The sequence below is a fragment of the Pseudomonas sp. M2 genome, assembly GCF_015751845.1.
Taxonomy (GTDB): Bacteria; Pseudomonadota; Gammaproteobacteria; order Pseudomonadales; family Pseudomonadaceae; genus Aquipseudomonas; species Aquipseudomonas putida_E.
The window spans coordinates 2310586-2329606 of record NZ_JADOUD010000001.1 but is presented as its reverse complement, the minus strand read 5'-3'; the positions used below and the strand labels follow the sequence as shown (position 1 = coordinate 2329606).

Below are 19021 nucleotides of genomic sequence, written 5' to 3'. Positions count from 1 at the left end.
TATACTGTTCATATATACAGCATAGGGCTTGGCGATGAATCCTCCAGCACCACAGAAAGGCCGTGGGACGGCGCATAATCCACACAACCGCTTCGCCCCGAGCCATTCGGTGGCTGAGGATGACGGCTGGCATCAGGAGGTTCCATTGACCCAAGGCACCGAGGTGCGGGTTGAAACGGCCAAGACGATCATCAGCCGCAACACCTCACCCGACCTGCCCTTCGATCGCTCCATCAATCCCTACCGAGGCTGCGAGCATGGTTGCATCTACTGCTATGCCCGCCCCTCGCACGCCTATTGGGACTTGTCCCCAGGGCTGGATTTCGAAACCAAACTGATCGCCAAGACCAATGCCGCCGAGGTGCTTGCCGAGCAACTCAGCAAGCCGGGCTATGTGTGCGCCCCCATCAACCTGGGTGCCAACACAGACCCCTACCAGCCGATCGAACGTGAGCACCTATTGACCCGGCGCTTGCTGGAAGTGTTGTTGCGTTTTCGCCACCCGGTGACCATCGTCACCAAAGGTTCGCTGGTATTGCGTGACCTGGATTTGCTGGCCGAAATGACCAGCCAGCGGTTGGTGCGGGTGATGATCAGCCTGACCACGCTGGACGACGGCCTCAAGCGGGTGCTCGAGCCGCGTGCGGCCTCGCCCAAGGCCAGGTTGCGGGCAATCCGGGTGCTGCGCGAGGCGGGTGTGCCGGTGGGCGTGTTGTGTTCGCCGATGATTCCCATGATCAACGACAGCGAACTGGAGCACCTTTTGGACGCCGCCAAGGAGGCTGGCGCGCAGAACGCAGCCTACATGATGTTGCGCCTGCCGCTGGAAGTGGCACCGCTGTTCGAGCAGTGGCTGCAGGACCATTACCCGCAGCGCGCCAGCCATGTGTTGAGCCTGATTCGCCAGAGCCGGGGTGGCGAGCTGTATGACAGCCGCTTCGGTGCGCGCATGCGTGGTGAGGGTATTTTCGCAGAGCTGCTGGCGCAACGCTTTGCCAAGGCCATGCGCAAGCTGGGCATGGAGGGACGGGAGGGGCAAATGCTGGATTGTTCGGCGTTCTGTCCCCCCGGTGGGCAAATGGCATTGTTTTGACCCTCAATGCAACTAATCCAAGCACATAATCTTATTCAGGGCTCTTGGCATTTGATGTGTTTTTGCTATTATTCAATTCCCGCCTTATCTATCTGGAACACCCGTTCTAGAGCCTCCGAATTAAGTTTCAGTTAAGTTTTCCCCGCTAGCGTAGGAAACCAGTCCACGAAGACTGTGATCTATGGCCTGTGCGTGTCATCTAATTCCTCGCATAGCCAGAATCTTTCACCGGTAAAATGGATTTACCAACTCACCGTCAAGAGGATGAATCATGCCCGTCAAGGACCCATCCAAGGTCGTTCCGCAGGCCCCCGCGGAGAGCGCCGATGCCGCCCTCAAGCACATCGTCGACGGCTTCCTGCGTTTCCACCATGACGTCTTCCCCGAGCAGCAAGAGCTGTTCAAGAAGCTCGCCACCGCGCAAACGCCGCGCGCCATGTTCATCACCTGTGCCGACTCGCGCATCGTCCCCGAGCTGATCACCCAGAGCTCGCCAGGCGACCTGTTCGTGACCCGTAACGTTGGCAACGTGGTACCGCCGTATGGCCAGATGAACGGCGGCGTTTCCAGCGCCATCGAGTACGCCGTGTCGGCGCTGGGCGTGCACCACATCATCATCTGTGGCCACTCCGACTGCGGCGCGATGCGTGCGGTACTCAACCCGCAATCGCTGGCCAAGATGCCGACCGTTTCCGCCTGGCTGCGTCATGCCGAAGTGGCACGCACCGTGGTCGAGAACAACTGCTCCTGCGGCAGCGAGCATGAAACCATGCAGGTGCTGACCCGCGAAAACGTCATTGCCCAGTTGCACCACCTGCGCACCCACCCGTCGGTGGCGTCGCGCCTTGCGGCTGGCGAGCTGTACATCCATGGTTGGGTCTATGACATCGAGACCAGCCGGATCGAAGCCTACGATGCCGCCAGCGACAGCTTCATGCCCCTGGCCGCCGGTGAGCCGGTGCCCTGCGCGACTCCGAGAGGCCGCTACTAAGCGACCCATCCACCGCTAGAACCTTGATAGCCGGCTGCACCCCGCAGGGGTGTGGCGCGGCCTTCGGCTGCCTTGAATTCCCTGACTGCCCTGCCGGCATGCTCGCTGGCGGCCCGCGCCTGCGCGTTTGTCAGGGGCCAAACGTGCCCATGGCCAGAGGAAAGGCCATGTGACAGAGAAAGGAGAAACACGGTGAACATTACACAGTTGAAAGCGGCCTTGCCGCGAGAGTTGCTGGCGTCGGTTGTGGTCTTCCTGGTGGCCCTGCCCTTGTGCATGGGCATTGCGATCGCTTCGGGCATGCCTCCTGCCAAAGGCCTGATAACCGGCATCATCGGCGGTATCGTGGTGGGCTTTCTGGCCGGTTCGCCACTGCAGGTCAGTGGCCCTGCCGCGGGCTTGGCCGTGCTGGTGTTCGAACTGGTGCGCCAACACGGCGTTGCCATGCTCGGGCCGATCCTGCTGCTGGCGGGGGTGTTGCAATTGCTGGCCGGGCGTTTGCGCCTGGGCTGCTGGTTCCGCGTCACCGCCCCGGCGGTGGTGTACGGCATGCTGGCAGGTATCGGTGTGCTGATCGTGCTGTCACAGGTGCATGTGATGTTCGACACCGCGCCGCAACCTTCGGGCTTGCAGAACCTGATCGGGTTCCCCGCTACAGTGGCTAGCGCCCTGCCCTTTGAAAGTGCCGGCAGTGGCTGGCAGGCCGGCCTGCTCGGTGTGGGGACCATCGCCGTGATGTGGGGTTGGGAACGCTTGCGGCCACAGCGGCTGCGGTTCGTACCTGGGGCCTTGCTCGGTGTGGCGGGCATGACGTTGGTCAGCTTGTGGCTGGCACTGCCCGTCAATCGCGTGCAAGTGCCGGCAGACTTGACCGAGGCCATCGACTGGCTGCGCCCCGAAGATTTGCTGCAACTGGCTGATCCGACCTTGCTGGTGGCCGCCTTCGCCCTGGCTTTCATCGCCAGTGCCGAAACGCTGTTGTCTGCCGCGGCGGTGGACCGCATGCACAGCGGCCAGCGCTCGGACTTCGACCGTGAACTTTCCGCGCAGGGTATCGGCAACATGCTATGCGGTGTATTGGGCGCGCTGCCGATGACCGGAGTGATCGTCCGCAGTTCGGCCAATGTGCAGGCAGGCGCGCAAACCCGTGCATCGGCGATCCTCCACGGCTTGTGGCTGTTGGCTTTCGTGGTGGTCTTGAGCAGTGTGCTGCAGCAGATCCCGGTGGCAAGCCTGGCGGGCGTGCTGGTTTACACCGGTATCAAGTTGGTGGACTTCAAGGCCTTTCGTGGGCTTGGCCGCTACGGTCGCATGCCCATGTTCACCTATGCAGCTACCGCGCTGGCGATCATCTTCACGGACCTGCTGACCGGTGTACTGCTGGGCTTTGCCCTGACGCTGCTGAAGCTGGCACTCAAAGCGGCCCGCCTGAAGATCAACCTGCTCAGCCTGGACCGGCCGGGGCACATGGAGCTGCGGCTCACCGGCGCCGCCACCTTTCTCAAGGTGCCGGCACTGACCCAGGTGCTGGAAACGGTGCCCCCTGGCACTCAGCTGCACGTACCTCTGGCCAACCTCAGTTACATCGACCACTCGGTACTTGAGTTACTGGAAGATTGGGGGCGTACACAGCGCAGCGCCGGATCACGCCTGCTCATAGAGCCGCGTGGGCTCAAGCGGCGTATCGAAGGGGGCTTGCGCACTGCGGCAGAGTGTTGAGGTCAGTCTTCCTCGACGACACGCATGGAGGGCGAGCCGGGCCAGGTACCGTACAGGTTGATGGTCCGGCTGCCGCCAACCCACTGGCTGAGGGGCGTCGCCCAGTGCCGCTTCAACGTTTGATTGGCGCCCAGGTTGACGAATTCGGCGCTGAAGTCGAGATTCCTGGCGCCGAGCGGAATGGTGAAGTTATGCGACAGGCCGCCGGAAATGGTCATCGGGCCAACCGTGGTGCGGCGTTCACCTGGCAGATCATAGGCAATCGATACCTTGGTGATGTAGGTGGTGGCGGAAGTGGCCTTGCTGTCGACATGCAGTTGCAAGCTGCCAACTTTGCGCACCCAGATCGGAATGATCATTCTGTCGGGGCCAAAAGAGGCAAAGCTGTAGGCCACAGGCAGCGGGATGGTCGCAACCTGGCCATCTTGCGCAGGCAGCGTGTGCGATTCCACCGAAGCGGTATCGCGGATGGAAATGAACGTTGCCCCACCTTTGCCTGAAATACCGTCTTCGCCCAGCAAGGTGTTCAGGCCGCTGGCTGAACCCGAAAGGGCGAATTTGGCATTCTTGCTCTTGGCCCCGGCATTCACGCCGCTACTGGCCAGAATGACGCTCGTTACCACGCCAAAACCTTCTGCAATCCTGCCATTGCTGGCCATGCCGACTTTCTCGGCCTGTGCATATAGCCAATCGTACTGGTCGTGGATCAAGGCCAGGTCACTCAGACGTTGCTCACCATGAAGGGCAAACTCCGAAGCGATCGACTCCTCTTTACCGAAGTTCCACTCTAGCGTCAGGTCTGGCTTGACCTGAGCGCCGGTGGCAGGGTCGATCACCGTCCCTGAAACATTGGCCTTGGTCTCCCTGCGGGATACATCCTTGGAGCTGATGGCCCAGCGGCGCCCTTGCTGAACATTGGAAATCTGCACGGTGGGCAACGCTTCGTTGACCAGGGTGAAATCGCCGGAAGCCGGGTCGATGATGCCCACTGCACCGGGTTTGATGACCGGGTTGAGGGCCCAGTTGCCCCAAAGGGTGGAGCGGCTGCCGCGTAACAGGTCCGTGTAGAGCCTGTTCCATTTGATGCTCATGGTTCTTCCTCGCCTTGTTAGGTCAATGCCTACCCGATAGGGGGGGCGGGAAGAATCTATCCGTGCGCGGTACAGCCGATCAGTTGGAGCCTGTTCCCATGGGGCTGCTGGCAGCGCTCAGGCCGGCTGGCCCAGTTCGACACCCAGCTGGCGCGACAGGCATGGCCAGCGTTTCCAGGCCTCGCCAGTCTTCGGGCTGCTCAAGGTTTCCCGGTAGGCTTCTACGGATTCGGTAGCAAAGCTTTCCTCGTTGAGCATTTCATCCACCGAATGGTGCACCACCTCATCGAGCTGGTTGGCGAAGGTCTCTCCGATCAGTTGATGGGCAATCAAGTTGGCCATGGTGGTATCGAATGGGATCAGTGGTTGCTGGAAGTGGCGGATATAAAGGTCGTTCACCTCCTCCACCAGACGGTGCGCCAGGTAGGCTTCATCCAGCAGGCAGTCCAGGCCCACGTGCCCTTGCATCACGCTCGGCGGCTGCAGGAAATAGGCTTCGGCGATCTTCAGTACAGGTTTGATCTGCGACTCGATACCGGCCTCGAGCGCCACCGCGTGGGCAGCCTCCAGCAACTCCGGCACCTGGTCGATATAGGCGCTGACGAAGCGCGCCAAAGTACCCTGGGCGTCCTGCTCAGGCAGTTGGATCGAGGGGTGCAGATGGGGCAGTTGCAGCTCGAGACGCTCTTTCAGTTGGCCGGTATGGCGTTCGTGATCGTGGGCTTGGCTTATTTGCTCGCGTACAGCAGCGATGTTCATGACAACTCCAGGGACAATACGTTTCAAACGGAAGACACTAAATTAGCTCGGTATACAGAATACCTAAGACGCATTTGTTATAAATCGCGCAAACGTGTGCGCTGTTGGGTATATGCAGATGCCACCATTATGCCACTTAGCGTCTAGAGCAGGCCTTGCAGGCGATTTCGCGATTTCATGAAGATCATTTCACCTGCGTCGTTGCGTGCCATTGGTCGCTGTCTATACTCGGGTTGAACGTGATTCGCTGATGAGGCCCGACTGCTTTTCGCAGGGGCTCGGTCGTCGAAGCCAGGCAGTCTTGACCGCCGTTCCCTCTTGCCGCAGGCCACGCCTCCGGGACAACAAGAATTAGAAGGGGAACCCGCAATGATGCGACATCCACCAGTCTGGATGGGCCTCCTGTTGTGGTTGGTTTTAGGTCAGGCCAACGCCGCCTGGACCGTGAACATGGCGCCGGGGGCGACGGAAGTCTCCAACGCCGTGTTCGACCTGCACATGACCATCTTCTGGATCTGCGTGATCATCGGCGTCGTGGTGTTCGGCGCGATGTTCTGGTCCATGGTCATCCACCGCCGTTCCACCGGCCAGCAAGCTGCGCATTTTCACGAGCACACCTGGGTGGAAATCCTGTGGACCGTGGTCCCCTTGCTCATCCTGGTGGCCATGGCCATCCCCGCCACCAAGACCCTGATCGATATCTACGACGCCAGCGAATCGGACATTGATATCCAGGTTACGGGCTACCAGTGGAAATGGCACTACAAATACCTGGGCCAGGACGTGGAGTTTTTCAGCAACCTGGCCACCCCTGCCGACCAGATCCAGAACAAGGCGCCCAAGGATGAGCACTACCTGCTTGAGGTCGACCAGCCGCTGGTGCTGCCGGTAGGGGCGAAAGTGCGCTTTCTGGTGACGGCCGCCGACGTGATCCATTCCTGGTGGGTACCGGCTTTCGCGGTCAAGCGTGACGCCATCCCAGGCTTTGTCAATGAAGCCTGGACGCGCGTCGAGAAGCCCGGCATCTATCGCGGCCAATGCACCGAACTGTGTGGCAAGGACCACGGTTTCATGCCGGTGGTGGTGGAGGTCAAGTCCAAGGCCGACTACGACACCTGGCTCGGCGAGCGCAAGGCCGAGGCGGCCAAACTCAAGGAGCTGACCAGCAAGGAATGGACCCTTGAAGAGTTGGTCGCGCGCGGCGACAAGGTTTACCACACCACCTGCGTGGCCTGTCACCAGGCAGAAGGCCAGGGCCTGCCGCCGATGTTCCCGGCTCTCAAGGGCTCGAAGATCGCCACCGGCCCCATAGATGCCCACTTGAACATCGTCTTCCACGGCAAGCCCGGTACCTCCATGGCGGCCTTCGGCAAGCAACTGTCTGAAGTCGATATCGCCGCCGTGGTCACCTACGAGCGCAACGCCTGGGGCAATGACAAAGGCGACATGGTCACACCGAAGGACGTGCTGGCGCTCAAGCAGGCACAAGCGCAATGAACCGGGTTACTCGCGGCAGTCAGTGGGCTGCAGGAGACAGGACATGAGTGCAGTGATCGACGACCACGCCCACGGCCATGAGCATGCCCACGGCCCGGCAAAGGGCTTGATGCGCTGGGTGCTGACCACCAACCACAAGGACATCGGCACGATGTACCTGTGGTTCAGCTTCATCATGTTCCTTCTTGGCGGCTCGTTCGCCATGGTGATACGCGCCGAACTGTTCCAGCCCGGGCTGCAGATCGTCGAGCCGGCATTTTTCAACCAGATGACCACCATGCACGGCCTGATCATGGTGTTCGGCGCAGTGATGCCGGCCTTCGTCGGCTTGGCCAACTGGATGATCCCGCTGATGATCGGCGCGCCGGACATGGCCCTCCCGCGGATGAACAACTTCAGTTTCTGGCTGCTGCCGGCAGCGTTTCTGATGCTGGTATCGACCCTGTTCAGCCCTGGTGGCGGGCCGAACTTTGGCTGGACCTTCTACGCCCCGCTATCGACCACCTATGCCCCCGCCAGCGTGACCTTCTTCATCTTTGCCATCCACTTGATGGGTATCAGTTCGATCATGGGGGCCATCAACGTCATCGCCACCATTCTCAACCTGCGCGCACCGGGCATGACCCTGATGAAAATGCCGCTGTTCGTCTGGACCTGGCTGATCACGGCCTTCCTGCTGATCGCGGTGATGCCGGTGCTGGCCGGTGTGGTGACCATGATGCTGATGGATATCCACTTTGGCACCAGCTTCTTCAGCGCCGCCGGTGGCGGTGACCCGGTGCTGTTCCAGCATGTGTTCTGGTTCTTCGGCCACCCAGAGGTGTACATCATGATCTTGCCGGCCTTCGGCGCGGTCAGCTCGATCATCCCGGCGTTCTCGCGCAAGCCGCTGTTCGGCTACACCTCGATGGTCTATGCCACGGGTGCGATCGCATTCCTGTCGTTCATCGTCTGGGCGCACCACATGTTCGTGGTCGGCATCCCGGTGGTGGGTGAGTTGTTCTTCATGTACGCGACCATGCTCATTGCCGTGCCCACCGGGGTGAAGGTGTTCAACTGGGTCAGCACCATGTGGGAAGGCTCGCTGACCTTCGAGACGCCGATGCTGTTCGCCATCGCCTTCGTCATATTGTTCACCATCGGTGGGTTCTCCGGGCTGATGCTGGCCATCGCGCCGGCAGACTTCCAGTACCACGACACCTACTTCGTGGTGGCGCACTTCCATTACGTGCTGGTGCCTGGGGCGATCTTCGGCATCTTCGCCTCGGCCTATTACTGGCTGCCGAAGTGGACCGGCCACATGTACGACGAAACCCTCGGCAAGCTGCATTTCTGGCTGTCGTTCATCGGCATGAACCTGGCCTTCTTCCCCATGCACTTCGTTGGCTTGGCCGGCATGCCGCGGCGCATTCCTGACTACAACCTGCAGTTCGCCGACTTCAACATGGTGTCATCGGTCGGTGCGTTCATGTTTGGTGCCACGCAGATCTTCTTCCTGTTCATCGTCATCAAGTGCATTCGCGGCGGCGCGCCGGCCCCGGCCAAACCCTGGGATGGTGCAGAGGGCCTTGAGTGGTCGGTCCCTTCGCCGGCGCCGTATCACACCTTCCAGACGCCACCGGATGTGAAATAGGTAACCGCCCATGACCGGCCAACCGCTCAAACGTCTGGTGCTGCGCCTGCTGATGCTGACGGTGGTGATGTTCGCCTTCGGCTTTGCCCTGGTGCCGATCTACGACGTCATGTGCAGGGCCTTCGGCATCAATGGCAAGACTGGCGGGCAGTATGAGGGTAGCCAGGTCAGCGATCCGACGCGTTCGGTGCGGGTGCAGTTCATGTCGACCAATGCCGGTGACATGGTCTGGGACTTCTACGCCACTGCCGACCAGCTCGCGGTCAACCCGGGGGCCGTCAACCAGATGATCTTCGTGGCTCACAACACCACTGACCGGCCGATGAGCGCCCAGGCCGTACCCAGCATCACACCGGCCGAGGCCGCGGCGTATTTCCACAAGACCGAGTGCTTCTGCTTTACCCAGCAGGTGCTGCAGCCCGGCGAACGTATCGAGATGCCTGTGCGCTTCATCGTCGACCGGGACCTGCCGGCCAGCGTGAAGCACCTGACACTGGCCTACACCTTGTTCGACATCACCGCTCGTCACCCGCCGGTCGCGCATGTCGCGCCCCAGGACGTTCAGGGCGCCCGTTAAGGGAAGGAGAACAGCAATGGCAAGTCATGACCACTACTACGTCCCTGCGCAGAGCAAGTGGCCGATCATTGCCACCATCGGCATGTTCGTCACGGTGTACGGCCTTGGCACGTGGTTCAACGACCTCAAGGCTGGCCACCCCGACTCCCATGGGCCGCTGATTTTCTTCGTCGGTGCGCTGCTGCTGGCCTACATGCTGTTCGGCTGGTTCGGGGCGGTGGTTAAGGAAAGCCACGCCGGGCTGTATAGCGCGCAGCTGGACCGCTCGTTCCGCTGGGGCATGAGCTGGTTCATCTTCTCCGAGGTGATGTTCTTCCTGGCCTTCTTTGGCGCGTTGTTCTACGTGCGGGTACTGGCCGGGCCATGGCTCGGTGGTGAAGGCGACAAGGGGGTCGCACACATGCTGTGGCCCAGTTTCGAATTCACCTGGCCCCTGCTCAATACCCCGGACCCCAAGCTGTTCCCGCCGGCCAAGGACGTCATCGACCCTTGGCACCTGCCTTTGATCAACACCATTTTGCTGGTCAGTTCGAGCGTGACCATCACCATCGCCCACCATGCACTGCGACGTGACCACCGTGGGGCGCTGAAGCTGTGGATGGCAATCACCATCCTGCTGGGGTTGAGCTTCATCGCGCTGCAGGCCTACGAATACTTCGAGGCCTACACCAAGTTGGGCCTGACGCTGGGCTCGGGGATCTACGGCGCAACCTTCTTCATGCTCACAGGCTTCCACGGTGCCCACGTTACCTTGGGCACGATCATTTTGATCGTCATGTTCGTGCGCATCCTGCGTGGGCACTTCAACCCGGACAAACACTTCGGCTTCGAGGCGGCAAGCTGGTATTGGCACTTCGTCGATGTGGTGTGGGTCGGTTTGTTCATCTTTGTATATGTGCTGTGAAGGGCGACGCAAGCCCTTGTAGGAGCGGCCTTGTGTCGCGAAAGGGCCGCAGCGCGGACCCTGGATGTCGGCTCAAACGCATAAAGTGCCGGGGCTGCTCTGCACCCCTTTCGCGACACAAGTGGCGCAGAGAAGCTTAAAAAGGAGCGTGGGAGACCAACTGGCCACTGATGAGGCCATAAGCAACCAAGGCGATGGTCAGGCAGGCCAAGGTGACACGCACGGTCAGTGCCTTGAGCAGGCGGGTCGAGTTCTCATCGTCCTTGACCAGAAACACCAGGCCGCTGAACAGGCTGGCAATGGTGGCCAACAGCATCATGACAATCGCGGCCTTGAGCATGGCGTTTCTCCGGGGGGATGCGGTGATGTGGATAAGTATAGCGAGGCGCCCGTGAGGCCGTTTCGCCCGGGCTGGGTACCCACCCTGGTAGTGCTTGCGCTGCTGCCGGGGTTGATTGCCCTTGGCTGCTGGCAATTGGGCCGAGCCGACGAAAAGCGCGCATTGCTGGCCAACCATGCCGAGCGCAGCGTCGACGCGCCGCTTTCCGCGGCCCAGTTGCAGTTGAGCAACGATACCGCCTTCCGCCGTGTGCACCTCTACGGCCGCTTCGATGCCGAGCACAGCGTGCTGCTGGACAATCGCATGCGCGACGGCCAGGCAGGCGTCGAGTTGCTGCAGCCCTTTCTCGACCAGCCCAGCGGCTTGTGGCTGTTGGTCAACCGCGGGTGGCTGCCCTGGCCCGACCGCCGCGTACCGGTGCCCTTCGACACCCCTGCGCAGGCTCTGGCCCTGGATGCCTCGGTATACGTAGCGCCCGGCAGCACCTTTCAATTGCACCCCGACCCCGTTGGCGGCCAATGGCCGCACCTGCTGACGGTCGTGAACCCCACACAACTGTGGCAACAGCTTCGGCGCGAAGGGTTCGCCCATGAATTGCGCCTGCAGCCCGGCCCGGCGGCTTACCGCCTGGACTGGCCGGTGGTCGCCATGGGCCCGGAAAAACACCTGGGTTATGCGGTGCAATGGTTCGCCCTGGCCACCGCACTGGTGCTGCTCTACCTCTACTTTGGCTGGCACAACAAAAAGGAGAACCGCCATGGCCGCCACCACCACTCCACTGGACCTGCCTGAACGTCGCAAACCCAGGGCCCGCGGGCGTTTGCAGCTGATCCTGATTCTGCTGGTGGTGCTCGGCCCGATGATCCTGGCCACCAGCATGTACAAGCTCAAGTTCTGGGTGCCGGAAGGCCGAAGCTATCACGGGACGATGATCGGCAATGGCCAGAGCCGCAGCGATATCGGCATCGCTGGCGAAGACGCACGTTGGCAACTGCTGGTCAGCGCCCCAGAAAGCTGTGCCGAAGACTGCCAGCGCCTGGTTTACCTGGCGCGGCAGATCCAGATTGGCCTTGGCCGGGACGCCAGCCGTGCCAGCCATGCCCTGGCCGCTGCCCAACCGTTGAGTGCCGGCTACCAGGCCTTGCTGGGGCGCGAGTACCCACAGCTGCAGCGTTATCCACTCGATACACAGCGCTACCTTCAGAAGGTAGGAGACCCCGCGCCGCAGCTGTGGATCGTCGACCCGCACGGCAACCTGGTGCTGCGCTATGACGGCAAGGTCAGCGGCAAGCATGTACTGGATGACCTGCGCCACCTGCTCAAGCTGTCCAACATCGGCTAGGAGCCCTGCCATGGCCAGACCCGGATTCCGCCTCGCTGTGTTCGCCACCCTGCTGGCGCTGCTGGTCGTACTGCTCGGTGCCTATACCCGTCTGACCCATGCTGGCCTGGGCTGCCCCGACTGGCCTGGCTGCTATGGCTTCATCAGCGTGCCGAAAACCGACGCGCAGCTGGCCCATGCCGAGCTGCACTTCCCCGAGCACCCGGTGGAGGTCGCCAAGGGCTGGGCCGAGATGGTCCATCGTTACTTTGCCGGCACGCTCGCCTTGGTGATTGCCTTGCTCGCCTTCCAGGCCGTGCGCCGGCATTCGCGCGACGGCCAGCCCTACCGCCTGCCGGTGCTGTTGCTAGGCGTTGTACTGGCCCAGGCGGCATTCGGCATGTGGACAGTGACCCTCAAGCTGTGGCCGCAGGTCGTCACCGCACACCTGCTGGGTGGCTTCACTACCCTGGCCTTGTTGTTCCTGCTGGCGCTGCGCCTGTCACGGGCCTTTGCACCGTTGCCTAAATTACCGCTGAGCTTGCGGCGGATTGCTGCCTTGGCGCTGCTGGTGGTGATCGGCCAGATTGCCTTGGGCGGCTGGGTCAGTTCCAACTATGCGGCCGTTGCCTGCACAGACTTGCCGACCTGCCATGGCCAGTGGTGGCCGGCAGCGGACTTCAGCAACGGTTTCCACCTGACCCAGCACGTCGGCCCCAACTACCTGGGCGGGCAACTGGACAGCGATGCGCGCACGGCCATCCACATCAGCCACCGCCTGGGCGCGCTGCTGGTCACTGGTGTGCTGCTGATGCTCAGCTGGAAGCTGCACCGCTGTGGCTTGCCTGGGTTGGGGCGCCTGGTACTGCTGGTGCTGGCGCTGCAGGTAGGCCTGGGCATCAGCAATGTGCTGCTGCACCTGCCTCTGGCGGTGGCTGTGGCGCATAACGCAGGCGGCGCCCTGTTGCTGCTGAGCATGGTGCTGGTCAACTACCGTATCCGCGTCGTCGACAAGGTGCGCGTGGGCCAGGGCTGGCGCCTGACGCCGGTGACAGGCGTGGGCGCGGCCCATCACTTGAGGAACGACTCGTGGCGACGCTTCTAACTGCGCAGCGTGCAGGCTGGCGCGACTATCTGGAGCTGACCAAGCCCAAGGTGGTGGTGCTGATGCTGATCACCTCGCTGGTGGGCATGTTCCTGGCGACCCGTGCCGGGGTACCTTGGAGCGTGCTGTTGTTCGGCAACCTGGGGATTGCCCTGTGCGCCGGGGGCGCTGCGGCGGTCAACCATGTGCTGGACCGGCGCATCGATGCGCTGATGGCCCGCACCCACAAGCGGCCGCTGGCCCAAGGGCGGGTCGCGCCACTGCCGGCGCTGCTGTTCGCCCTCGCCCTGGCGCTGCTGGGCATGGCCCTGTTACTGATGTTCACCAACGCCCTTGCCGCCTGGCTGACGCTTGCCTCCCTGCTCGGCTATGCGGTGCTCTACACCGGCTTTCTCAAGCGTGCGACGCCGCAGAACATCGTTATCGGTGGCCTTGCAGGCGCGGCCCCGCCGCTGCTTGGCTGGGTGGCAGTAAGTGGCCAAGTCAGTGCCGAGCCCTTGTTGCTGGTGCTGATCATCTTCGCCTGGACGCCGCCGCACTTCTGGGCCCTGGCCATTCACCGCAAGGAGGAGTATGCCAAGGCCGATATCCCGATGCTGCCGGTAACCCACGGCGAGCGCTACACCAAGCTGCACATCCTGCTCTATACCCTGATACTGCTGGCGGTGACCCTGCTGCCCTACGCCATCCACATGAGCGGCCCGTTGTACCTGGCCTGCGCCCTCGCCCTTGGCCTGCGCTTCCTGCAATGGGCCTGGGTGTTGTACCGTGGCAGCCGGCCGCACGCGGCGATCGGCACCTTCAAGTACTCTATCGGCTACCTGTTCGCGCTGTTCATTGCGTTGCTTGTTGACCACTATCTGTTGCTGAACCTATGACCCGAACCCAGAAAACCGTCTTCATCCTCGTTGCCCTGGTCGCGTTGATCATGGGCCTGACCGTCAACAAGGTGCTAAATGGCAGTGACCAGCCAAACCCCACCGAGCTGATCGATGCCGGCATCATCCTCTTGCCGCAGAGCCGCACAGTTGCCGACGTGACCATGACCAACCAGGACGGCCAGCCGGTGCAGCTCGACGATCTCAAGGGCAAGTGGTCGCTGCTGTTCTTTGGCTATACCTATTGCCCGGATATCTGCCCCACCACCCTGGCCCAGTTGCGCCAGGTGAAGAGCGAGCTGCCCAAGGAAGCGGTCGACCGGCTGCAGGTGGTACTGGTGAGTGTCGATCCGAACCGCGACACGCCGAACCAGCTCAAGCAGTACCTGGGTTATTTCGACAAGGATTTCGTCGGGGTGGTGGGGTCGATCGAGGATACCCAGAAGCTGGCCAATGCCTTGAGCATTCCGTTCATTCCGGCGGATACCAGCAAGCCCGGATATACCGTGGATCACAGCGGTAACCTGGCGATTGTCGGGCCGGATGGACGTCAGCGTGGGTTCATACGCGCGCCGTTCAACAACCAGAAGCTGGTGGCGCAGTTGCCGGGCCTTGTGAAGCGGGATTGAGATTGCTGGCCTGCTTTGCAGGCCATCGCGACACAAGGCCGCTCAACAAGGAACCGCGCTCTTCTGCAGGAGCGCGCGGTCCTGTTGCAAGACGGTATCAAGTCCCGGACTTGATCCTGGTCCAGGCCCGCGTCCTCGCCCGCTCTGCCTCACGCGTCAAAGGCTTGAGCGTATACAGCTTGGCCATCGCCTCCGCCGTTGGATACAGGTTGGGGTTGTTGCGGATCGCTGGGCTGACCTGGTCCGTCGCATCCTTGTTCGGGTTCGGGTACCCGACAAAGTCGCTGATCGGCGCAATCACCTCTGGGCGCAGCAGGTAGTTGATGAACGTATGCGCATCCTCCGGGTTGGCAGCGCCCTTCGGAATCGCCAGCATGTCGAACCAGATCGGCGCGCCCTCCTTGGGCAAACGCATGTCCACCACCACACCGTTTTTCGCATCCCGGGCGCGGTTTGCTGCCTGGGAGAAGCTGCCGGAATAACCAACGGCAACGCAGATGTCACCGTTGGCGATATCCGCCATGTACTTGGAAGAGTGGAAGTAGGTGATGTAGGGGCGGATCTTCTGCAGCAGAGCCTCGGCTTGCTTGTAGTCATCCGGCTTGCTGCTGTTGGGGTCCAGCCCCAGGTATTGCAACGCCAGCGGCAGGATCTCTGATGGCGAGTCGAGCAGCGCTACGCCGCACTGCTTGAGCTTGGCGATGTTCTCTTCCTTGAAGAGCAGGTCCCAGCTGTCCACGGGGGCCTTGTCGCCCAGTACCGCCTTGACCTTGTCCGGGTTGAAGCCGATCAGCACCGTGCCGTACATGTAGGGCACGGCGAACTTGTTGCCTGGGTCGTTGGCCTCGATGAGCTTCATCAGTGCCGGGTCCAGGTGTTGCCAGTTCGGCAGCTTGCTGCGGTCCAGTGGCTGGAACACCCCCGCCTCGATCTGCTTGGCGAGAAAGACGTTGGACGGTACTACCACGTCGTAGCCGGAGTTGCCTGTTAGCAGCTTCGCTTCCAGGGCTTCGTTGGTGTCGAAGATGTCGTAGACCAGCTTGACGCCGCTGTCCTTCTGGAAGCCGGTCAAGGTTTGCGGGGTGATGTAATCGAACCAGTTGTAGACGCGCAAGGTGCGCTGTTCGGCTTGTGCCTGGACGGCGCCGGTGAACAGGGTGGCAGCTATGAGTGGGGCGAGCAGGCGCTTGAGTCGGGCCATTATCGGGCTCCTGGCTGGGCGAGCTGGAAGCCTTCCAGCACATTGACCGCGTTGATACCGATTTCTTCCACTGCGTAGCCGCCTTCCATCACGAACAAGGTCGGCTTGCCGAGCTGGGCGATGCGTTTGCCCATCTCCAGATAGTCCGGGCTGTCCAGCTTGAACTGGGAGATAGGGTCATCCTTGAAGGTGTCCACGCCCAGAGAGATGACCAAAACGTCGGCATCGTAATCGGCGATGCGCCGGCAGGCGTCTTCCAGCGCGGCGCTCCAGGCTGCCCAGTCGCTGCCGGCAGGCAGCGGGTAATTGATGTTGCAGCCTTCGCCCGCGCCTGCGCCGGTTTCGTCCGCGTAGCCCAGGAAGAACGGGAACTCGTCTTGCGGGTCGCCGTGGATCGAGGCGAAGAACACGTCATCGCGCTGGTAGAAGATGTCCTGGGTGCCATTGCCATGGTGGTAATCGACGTCAAGGATAGCCACCTTGGCCCTGCCTTGGTCGAGGAAGGCCTGGGCAGCAATCGCGGCGTTGTTCAGGTAGCAGTAACCTCCCATGACCTCGGCGGCGGCGTGATGCCCTGGTGGGCGGCACAGGGCGAAGGCCGCATGGGCGCCTTGCTCGATTGCAGCTTGGGCGGTGAGGGCAACCTGTGCTGCGCTGTAGGCGGCCTGCCAGGTGCCTGCGGTGATGGGCGCGCCGGCATCGAAACTGTAGTAGCCCAACTCGCCATGCAGGCCGGTGGGTTTGACTTGGCGCAAGGTGCGTGCCGGCCAGGTGAAGGGCAACAAGTCGCCCTCCTGACCCAGCGCCGCCCAACGTGCCCAGGCACCTTCGAAGAAGTCGAGATAGTCTGCGCTGTGGATGCGCTGCAGTGGTGCACGGCCAAAATCGGTCGGGGCCTGGACATCACCGAGGTTGCGCTTTTTCACCTGCTCGAGCACATGGTCAGCACGCGAAGGCATTTCGAAGCAGGGCATCAGCTTGCCGTCGATCAGCTCGCAGCGGCCGTGGTGCAGGCGGTGGTCATCGGAATAGATCGTCAGCATTGTTGTTCTCCGGTAGTACTGGCGTTGGCCCATTTTCACGGGCTGCCGGGCGCGGGAGAACGACGCAAACGGCCAAAAGGGGATCGATGTGGCCAAGCTCGCCGGCCTTGATCAACCTCGGAAATGGCTGGGCGCCACACCGCTCCAACGCTGGAAGGCATGCCGGAAGCTTGCCGTCTCACTGAACCCCAAGCGCTCGGCAATTCGGTAGATCGGCATCTGCCCCTCGGCCAGCAGCTGCTTGGCTCGCTCGAATCGCAGCTCATCGAGCAGCTGTTGATAACTGCTGCCCAGCGCCTGTAAGTGCCGGCGCAAGGTACGAGACGAGCAGTTCATCTGCCGCGCCAAGCCTTCCAGGCCGGGGGCAGCGTCCAGTTGCTGCAGCAGTAATTGGCGTATCCGCCCCAGCCAGGCCTGGCGCCCGGTGAATTCAAGGTTCAGGCGCCGGCAGCGCTCGCTCATGGCTTTGTGGGTGATCGGGTCGGCCAGGGGCAGTGGGGCGTCCAGCCAGCGCCGCTCCAAAGCAAAAGCGTTGTCCGGCGCGTCGAACCCGAGCGGGCACGGGAAAGCATCGGTATAGCGGGCGTGATAGTCGGGCCGAGCATGTTCGAAACGCGCGCCGAGCAGCGGCAGCGGGCGGCCCAGCAGGTCGTCACAGATGACTTTGAGCGAGACCAGGCAGAACTCGGCATTGAAAGCGGCCAGCGCCGGGAGGTCGCGGTATTCATCGGCGCTAAGCCAGATGCGCTGGCCATCGTCTATCAGGCGTAAGCGAAAGACTGTTCCCAGCAGTGCCGGATACTGCAAAGCAAGGCGCAAGGCGTCACCCAAAGTGGCACTGGAGAGCAGGGCGTAACCCAGCATGCCGTAGCACGACACATGCATGCGTCTGCCCAGCTCCAGGCCAATGTCTTCACGCCGTGCCACGGCGTTGGCGCATACCTGCAGCTCTTGCTGGGTGGTGATGCGGGCATCGGCATGGCCAAGGTCTGCCGGGCCTATACCGCTGCCAGCCAGCAGCGCCGTTGCCTCGCACCCCTGTTCCTGAAACAGGTTGAGGATCAGCGAAACCGCGTTGAGGGTGGTCAGGTGGCTGTGCAGCATGCTCGCTATTCCCGGGACAGGTATGAATAGATGAGCAATTTGCATGCCGTTATCGCAATCGGCGTTGACTCGCGGAAGGTACAATGCCCGTGGCGATCATTAAAGCCACCGGCCAGGAGCCCAGTGTGACTGCGCTACGCACTTGGCTCCCGCCGAGGGGCTTAAGGATGCAGCCAGAAAGGCTTGGTTACATTGGCGCGACGTCCCGGCATTGCCTGGCCAAGCGTCATCCGCTTTGGTTTGCCGGCGATCGGGTTCACCTGGAAAGCAACGATAATCATCTTGGCGCTTAGACGGCACTCGAAATGACGACGGCCAACATATCCGCCAACGTATCTGTCCAGAAATTTGCTGTGTCGAATTTACCGGCGCCTCCATAACTCGTCATTCCGTTTCCGCTGCGGTAGAGGGTGCAAACAACAACTTCATCATCTGCTATCGAGTTTTCATCGTAGGTTTTTGACCTATTCAGCGAGCGACCTTGATCCGCGTTCTTGATGGGCCAGGGTATCCCGTGGTCTGGCATGGAACTTCCCCGCATCCACATAATACGGTCGTTTTCTTCTTTTGCCGCTTTCATTTTTGCAGCTTGACTATCAATCGTATCCCATTTTGGCTTGGCTATCCGCTCCAGGAAAACGTCCTGCCCTCTCAATGATTTGATAACTGGCGCTAAAACTTCATTGATGGTGTCAGCCTGGTTTATATAGAACTCTAGTGGCAAAAGCATGTAACTGCTGTCATAAATATTTGCAGGGATGGTGTTGCTTTTCACGATCACCACCATGCGTAGTTTTCTGATTTTTTCTCCTAATTCGACTACGGATCCAGGAAAAAGCTTATGGGCGAGGACTGGCAGAACGAAGGTATCACCTTGCCTTTTTGCTTCCCCGCTATTCCAGGTGCCCATCAGCAGGGTGGTATCAGAGGGATCATAAATGAAGTTTTTATCGAGTAGCCCCTCGTAGCTGGAAGCATTGCCTAAACTATAGTCGCCCAGGCGATGTTCAGGGGAGTGCGGACTGGCGGGGTCTTCAATAACATAAGGATGAGTTTCAAAGCCTGTCCGAGGAGCCTTTACGATGCGAGTGATTTTATAGTTTTTCATGACACGTCTCTTTGAGGAGTTGGTAGTC

At 61.2% G+C, this 19021-nt stretch carries 19 protein-coding genes; 12 read left to right on the top strand and 7 right to left on the bottom strand.

All coding sequences use genetic code 11. From position 1 onward, the window contains the following. The first annotated feature begins 34 nt into the window (after positions 1–34). The 3 genes from IWW33_RS10860 (at position 35) to IWW33_RS10850 (ending at position 3803) form a co-directional block, all read left to right on the top strand. Positions 35–1093, top strand: coding sequence for a PA0069 family radical SAM protein (locus IWW33_RS10860; RefSeq protein ID WP_174141089.1), 1059 nt, complete (start codon positions 35–37; stop codon positions 1091–1093). Positions 1094–1364: 271 nt separating this feature from the next. Beyond that, on the top strand, positions 1365–2084 hold the full coding sequence (locus IWW33_RS10855; protein WP_012312070.1) for a carbonic anhydrase: 720 nt from the start codon (positions 1365–1367) through the stop codon (positions 2082–2084). Positions 2085–2276: 192 nt separating this feature from the next. Beyond that, positions 2277–3803 carry a SulP family inorganic anion transporter gene (locus IWW33_RS10850; RefSeq protein WP_174141088.1) on the top strand — a complete coding sequence of 509 codons (1527 nt, stop codon included), beginning with the start codon at positions 2277–2279 and terminating at the stop codon, positions 3801–3803. Positions 3804–3805: 2 nt separating this feature from the next. Here the strand turns inward: IWW33_RS10850 and IWW33_RS10845 are convergent, their stop codons facing one another. Both IWW33_RS10845 and IWW33_RS10840 read right to left on the bottom strand, forming a co-directional pair. After that, positions 3806–4894 carry a hypothetical protein gene (locus IWW33_RS10845; RefSeq protein ID WP_115273254.1) on the bottom strand — a complete coding sequence of 363 codons (1089 nt, stop codon included), beginning with the start codon at positions 4892–4894 and terminating at the stop codon, positions 3806–3808. Between the two features lie 117 nt (positions 4895–5011). Continuing rightward, positions 5012–5653 (bottom strand): hypothetical protein, encoded by a 642-nt coding sequence (locus tag IWW33_RS10840; RefSeq protein ID WP_012312073.1) that lies wholly within the window; start codon positions 5651–5653, stop codon positions 5012–5014. 369 nt (positions 5654–6022) lie between these two features. Between IWW33_RS10840 and coxB the strand changes: the two genes are divergently transcribed. The 4 genes from coxB to IWW33_RS10820 are packed head-to-tail and all read left to right on the top strand — an operon-like array spanning position 6023 to position 10264. Further along, positions 6023–7150: a cytochrome c oxidase subunit II gene (gene coxB, locus IWW33_RS10835; protein WP_115273255.1), complete on the top strand. Its 1128-nt coding sequence runs from the start codon at positions 6023–6025 to the stop codon at positions 7148–7150. A gap of 43 nt (positions 7151–7193) precedes the next feature. Continuing rightward, a complete protein-coding gene (gene ctaD / locus IWW33_RS10830; RefSeq protein ID WP_012312075.1) occupies positions 7194–8783 on the top strand; it encodes a cytochrome c oxidase subunit I in 1590 nt (529 codons plus the stop codon). Positions 8784–8793: 10 nt separating this feature from the next. Continuing rightward, positions 8794–9360: a cytochrome c oxidase assembly protein gene (locus tag IWW33_RS10825; RefSeq protein WP_046786827.1), complete on the top strand. Its 567-nt coding sequence runs from the start codon at positions 8794–8796 to the stop codon at positions 9358–9360. A 16-nt stretch (positions 9361–9376) separates the two neighbouring features. Further along, the gene (locus tag IWW33_RS10820) at positions 9377–10264 is read left to right on the top strand and encodes a cytochrome c oxidase subunit 3 (RefSeq protein ID WP_046786828.1); all 888 of its coding nucleotides are present in this window, start codon (positions 9377–9379) and stop codon (positions 10262–10264) included. A 136-nt stretch (positions 10265–10400) separates the two neighbouring features. Here IWW33_RS10820 and IWW33_RS10815 read toward each other — a convergent pair whose 3' ends face one another. After that, the gene (locus tag IWW33_RS10815) at positions 10401–10604 is read right to left on the bottom strand and encodes a twin transmembrane helix small protein (RefSeq protein ID WP_012312078.1); all 204 of its coding nucleotides are present in this window, start codon (positions 10602–10604) and stop codon (positions 10401–10403) included. 51 nt (positions 10605–10655) lie between these two features. Between IWW33_RS10815 and IWW33_RS10810 the strand changes: the two genes are divergently transcribed. Genes IWW33_RS10810 through IWW33_RS10790 form a run of 5 tightly spaced genes read left to right on the top strand, consistent with a single transcriptional unit; the run spans position 10656 to position 14537 of the window. Then, positions 10656–11396 (top strand): SURF1 family protein, encoded by a 741-nt coding sequence (locus IWW33_RS10810; RefSeq protein WP_174141087.1) that lies wholly within the window; start codon positions 10656–10658, stop codon positions 11394–11396. Continuing rightward, positions 11362–11946 carry a hypothetical protein gene (locus IWW33_RS10805; protein ID WP_046786830.1) on the top strand — a complete coding sequence of 195 codons (585 nt, stop codon included), beginning with the start codon at positions 11362–11364 and terminating at the stop codon, positions 11944–11946. The genes IWW33_RS10810 and IWW33_RS10805 overlap by 35 nt, the downstream gene beginning before the upstream one ends. Positions 11947–11956: 10 nt before the next feature. Next, positions 11957–13030, top strand: coding sequence for a COX15/CtaA family protein (locus IWW33_RS10800; protein WP_115273257.1), 1074 nt, complete (start codon positions 11957–11959; stop codon positions 13028–13030). Then, positions 13015–13908 carry a heme o synthase gene (gene cyoE / locus IWW33_RS10795; protein ID WP_119688035.1) on the top strand — a complete coding sequence of 298 codons (894 nt, stop codon included), beginning with the start codon at positions 13015–13017 and terminating at the stop codon, positions 13906–13908. Before IWW33_RS10800 ends, cyoE begins: the two co-directional genes overlap by 16 nt. Then, a complete protein-coding gene (locus IWW33_RS10790) occupies positions 13905–14537 on the top strand; it encodes an SCO family protein (RefSeq protein ID WP_115273259.1) in 633 nt (210 codons plus the stop codon). Before cyoE ends, IWW33_RS10790 begins: the two co-directional genes overlap by 4 nt. A 97-nt stretch (positions 14538–14634) precedes the next feature. On the opposite strand, the gene IWW33_RS10785 is transcribed toward IWW33_RS10790, so the two are convergent. The 4 genes from IWW33_RS10785 to IWW33_RS10770 all read right to left on the bottom strand — a co-directional run bounded on the left by IWW33_RS10785 (position 14635) and on the right by IWW33_RS10770 (position 18993). Next, the gene (locus IWW33_RS10785; RefSeq protein ID WP_115273260.1) at positions 14635–15738 is read right to left on the bottom strand and encodes a polyamine ABC transporter substrate-binding protein; all 1104 of its coding nucleotides are present in this window, start codon (positions 15736–15738) and stop codon (positions 14635–14637) included. After that, positions 15738–16781 (bottom strand): histone deacetylase family protein, encoded by a 1044-nt coding sequence (locus IWW33_RS10780; RefSeq protein ID WP_046786833.1) that lies wholly within the window; start codon positions 16779–16781, stop codon positions 15738–15740. Before IWW33_RS10780 ends, IWW33_RS10785 begins: the two co-directional genes overlap by 1 nt. 111 nt (positions 16782–16892) lie before the next feature. Next, on the bottom strand, positions 16893–17885 hold the full coding sequence (locus IWW33_RS10775; protein WP_174141086.1) for an AraC family transcriptional regulator: 993 nt from the start codon (positions 17883–17885) through the stop codon (positions 16893–16895). 289 nt (positions 17886–18174) lie between these two features. Continuing rightward, positions 18175–18993 (bottom strand): hypothetical protein, encoded by an 819-nt coding sequence (locus IWW33_RS10770; RefSeq protein WP_174141085.1) that lies wholly within the window; start codon positions 18991–18993, stop codon positions 18175–18177. Between the last annotated feature and the right edge of the window lie 28 nt (positions 18994–19021).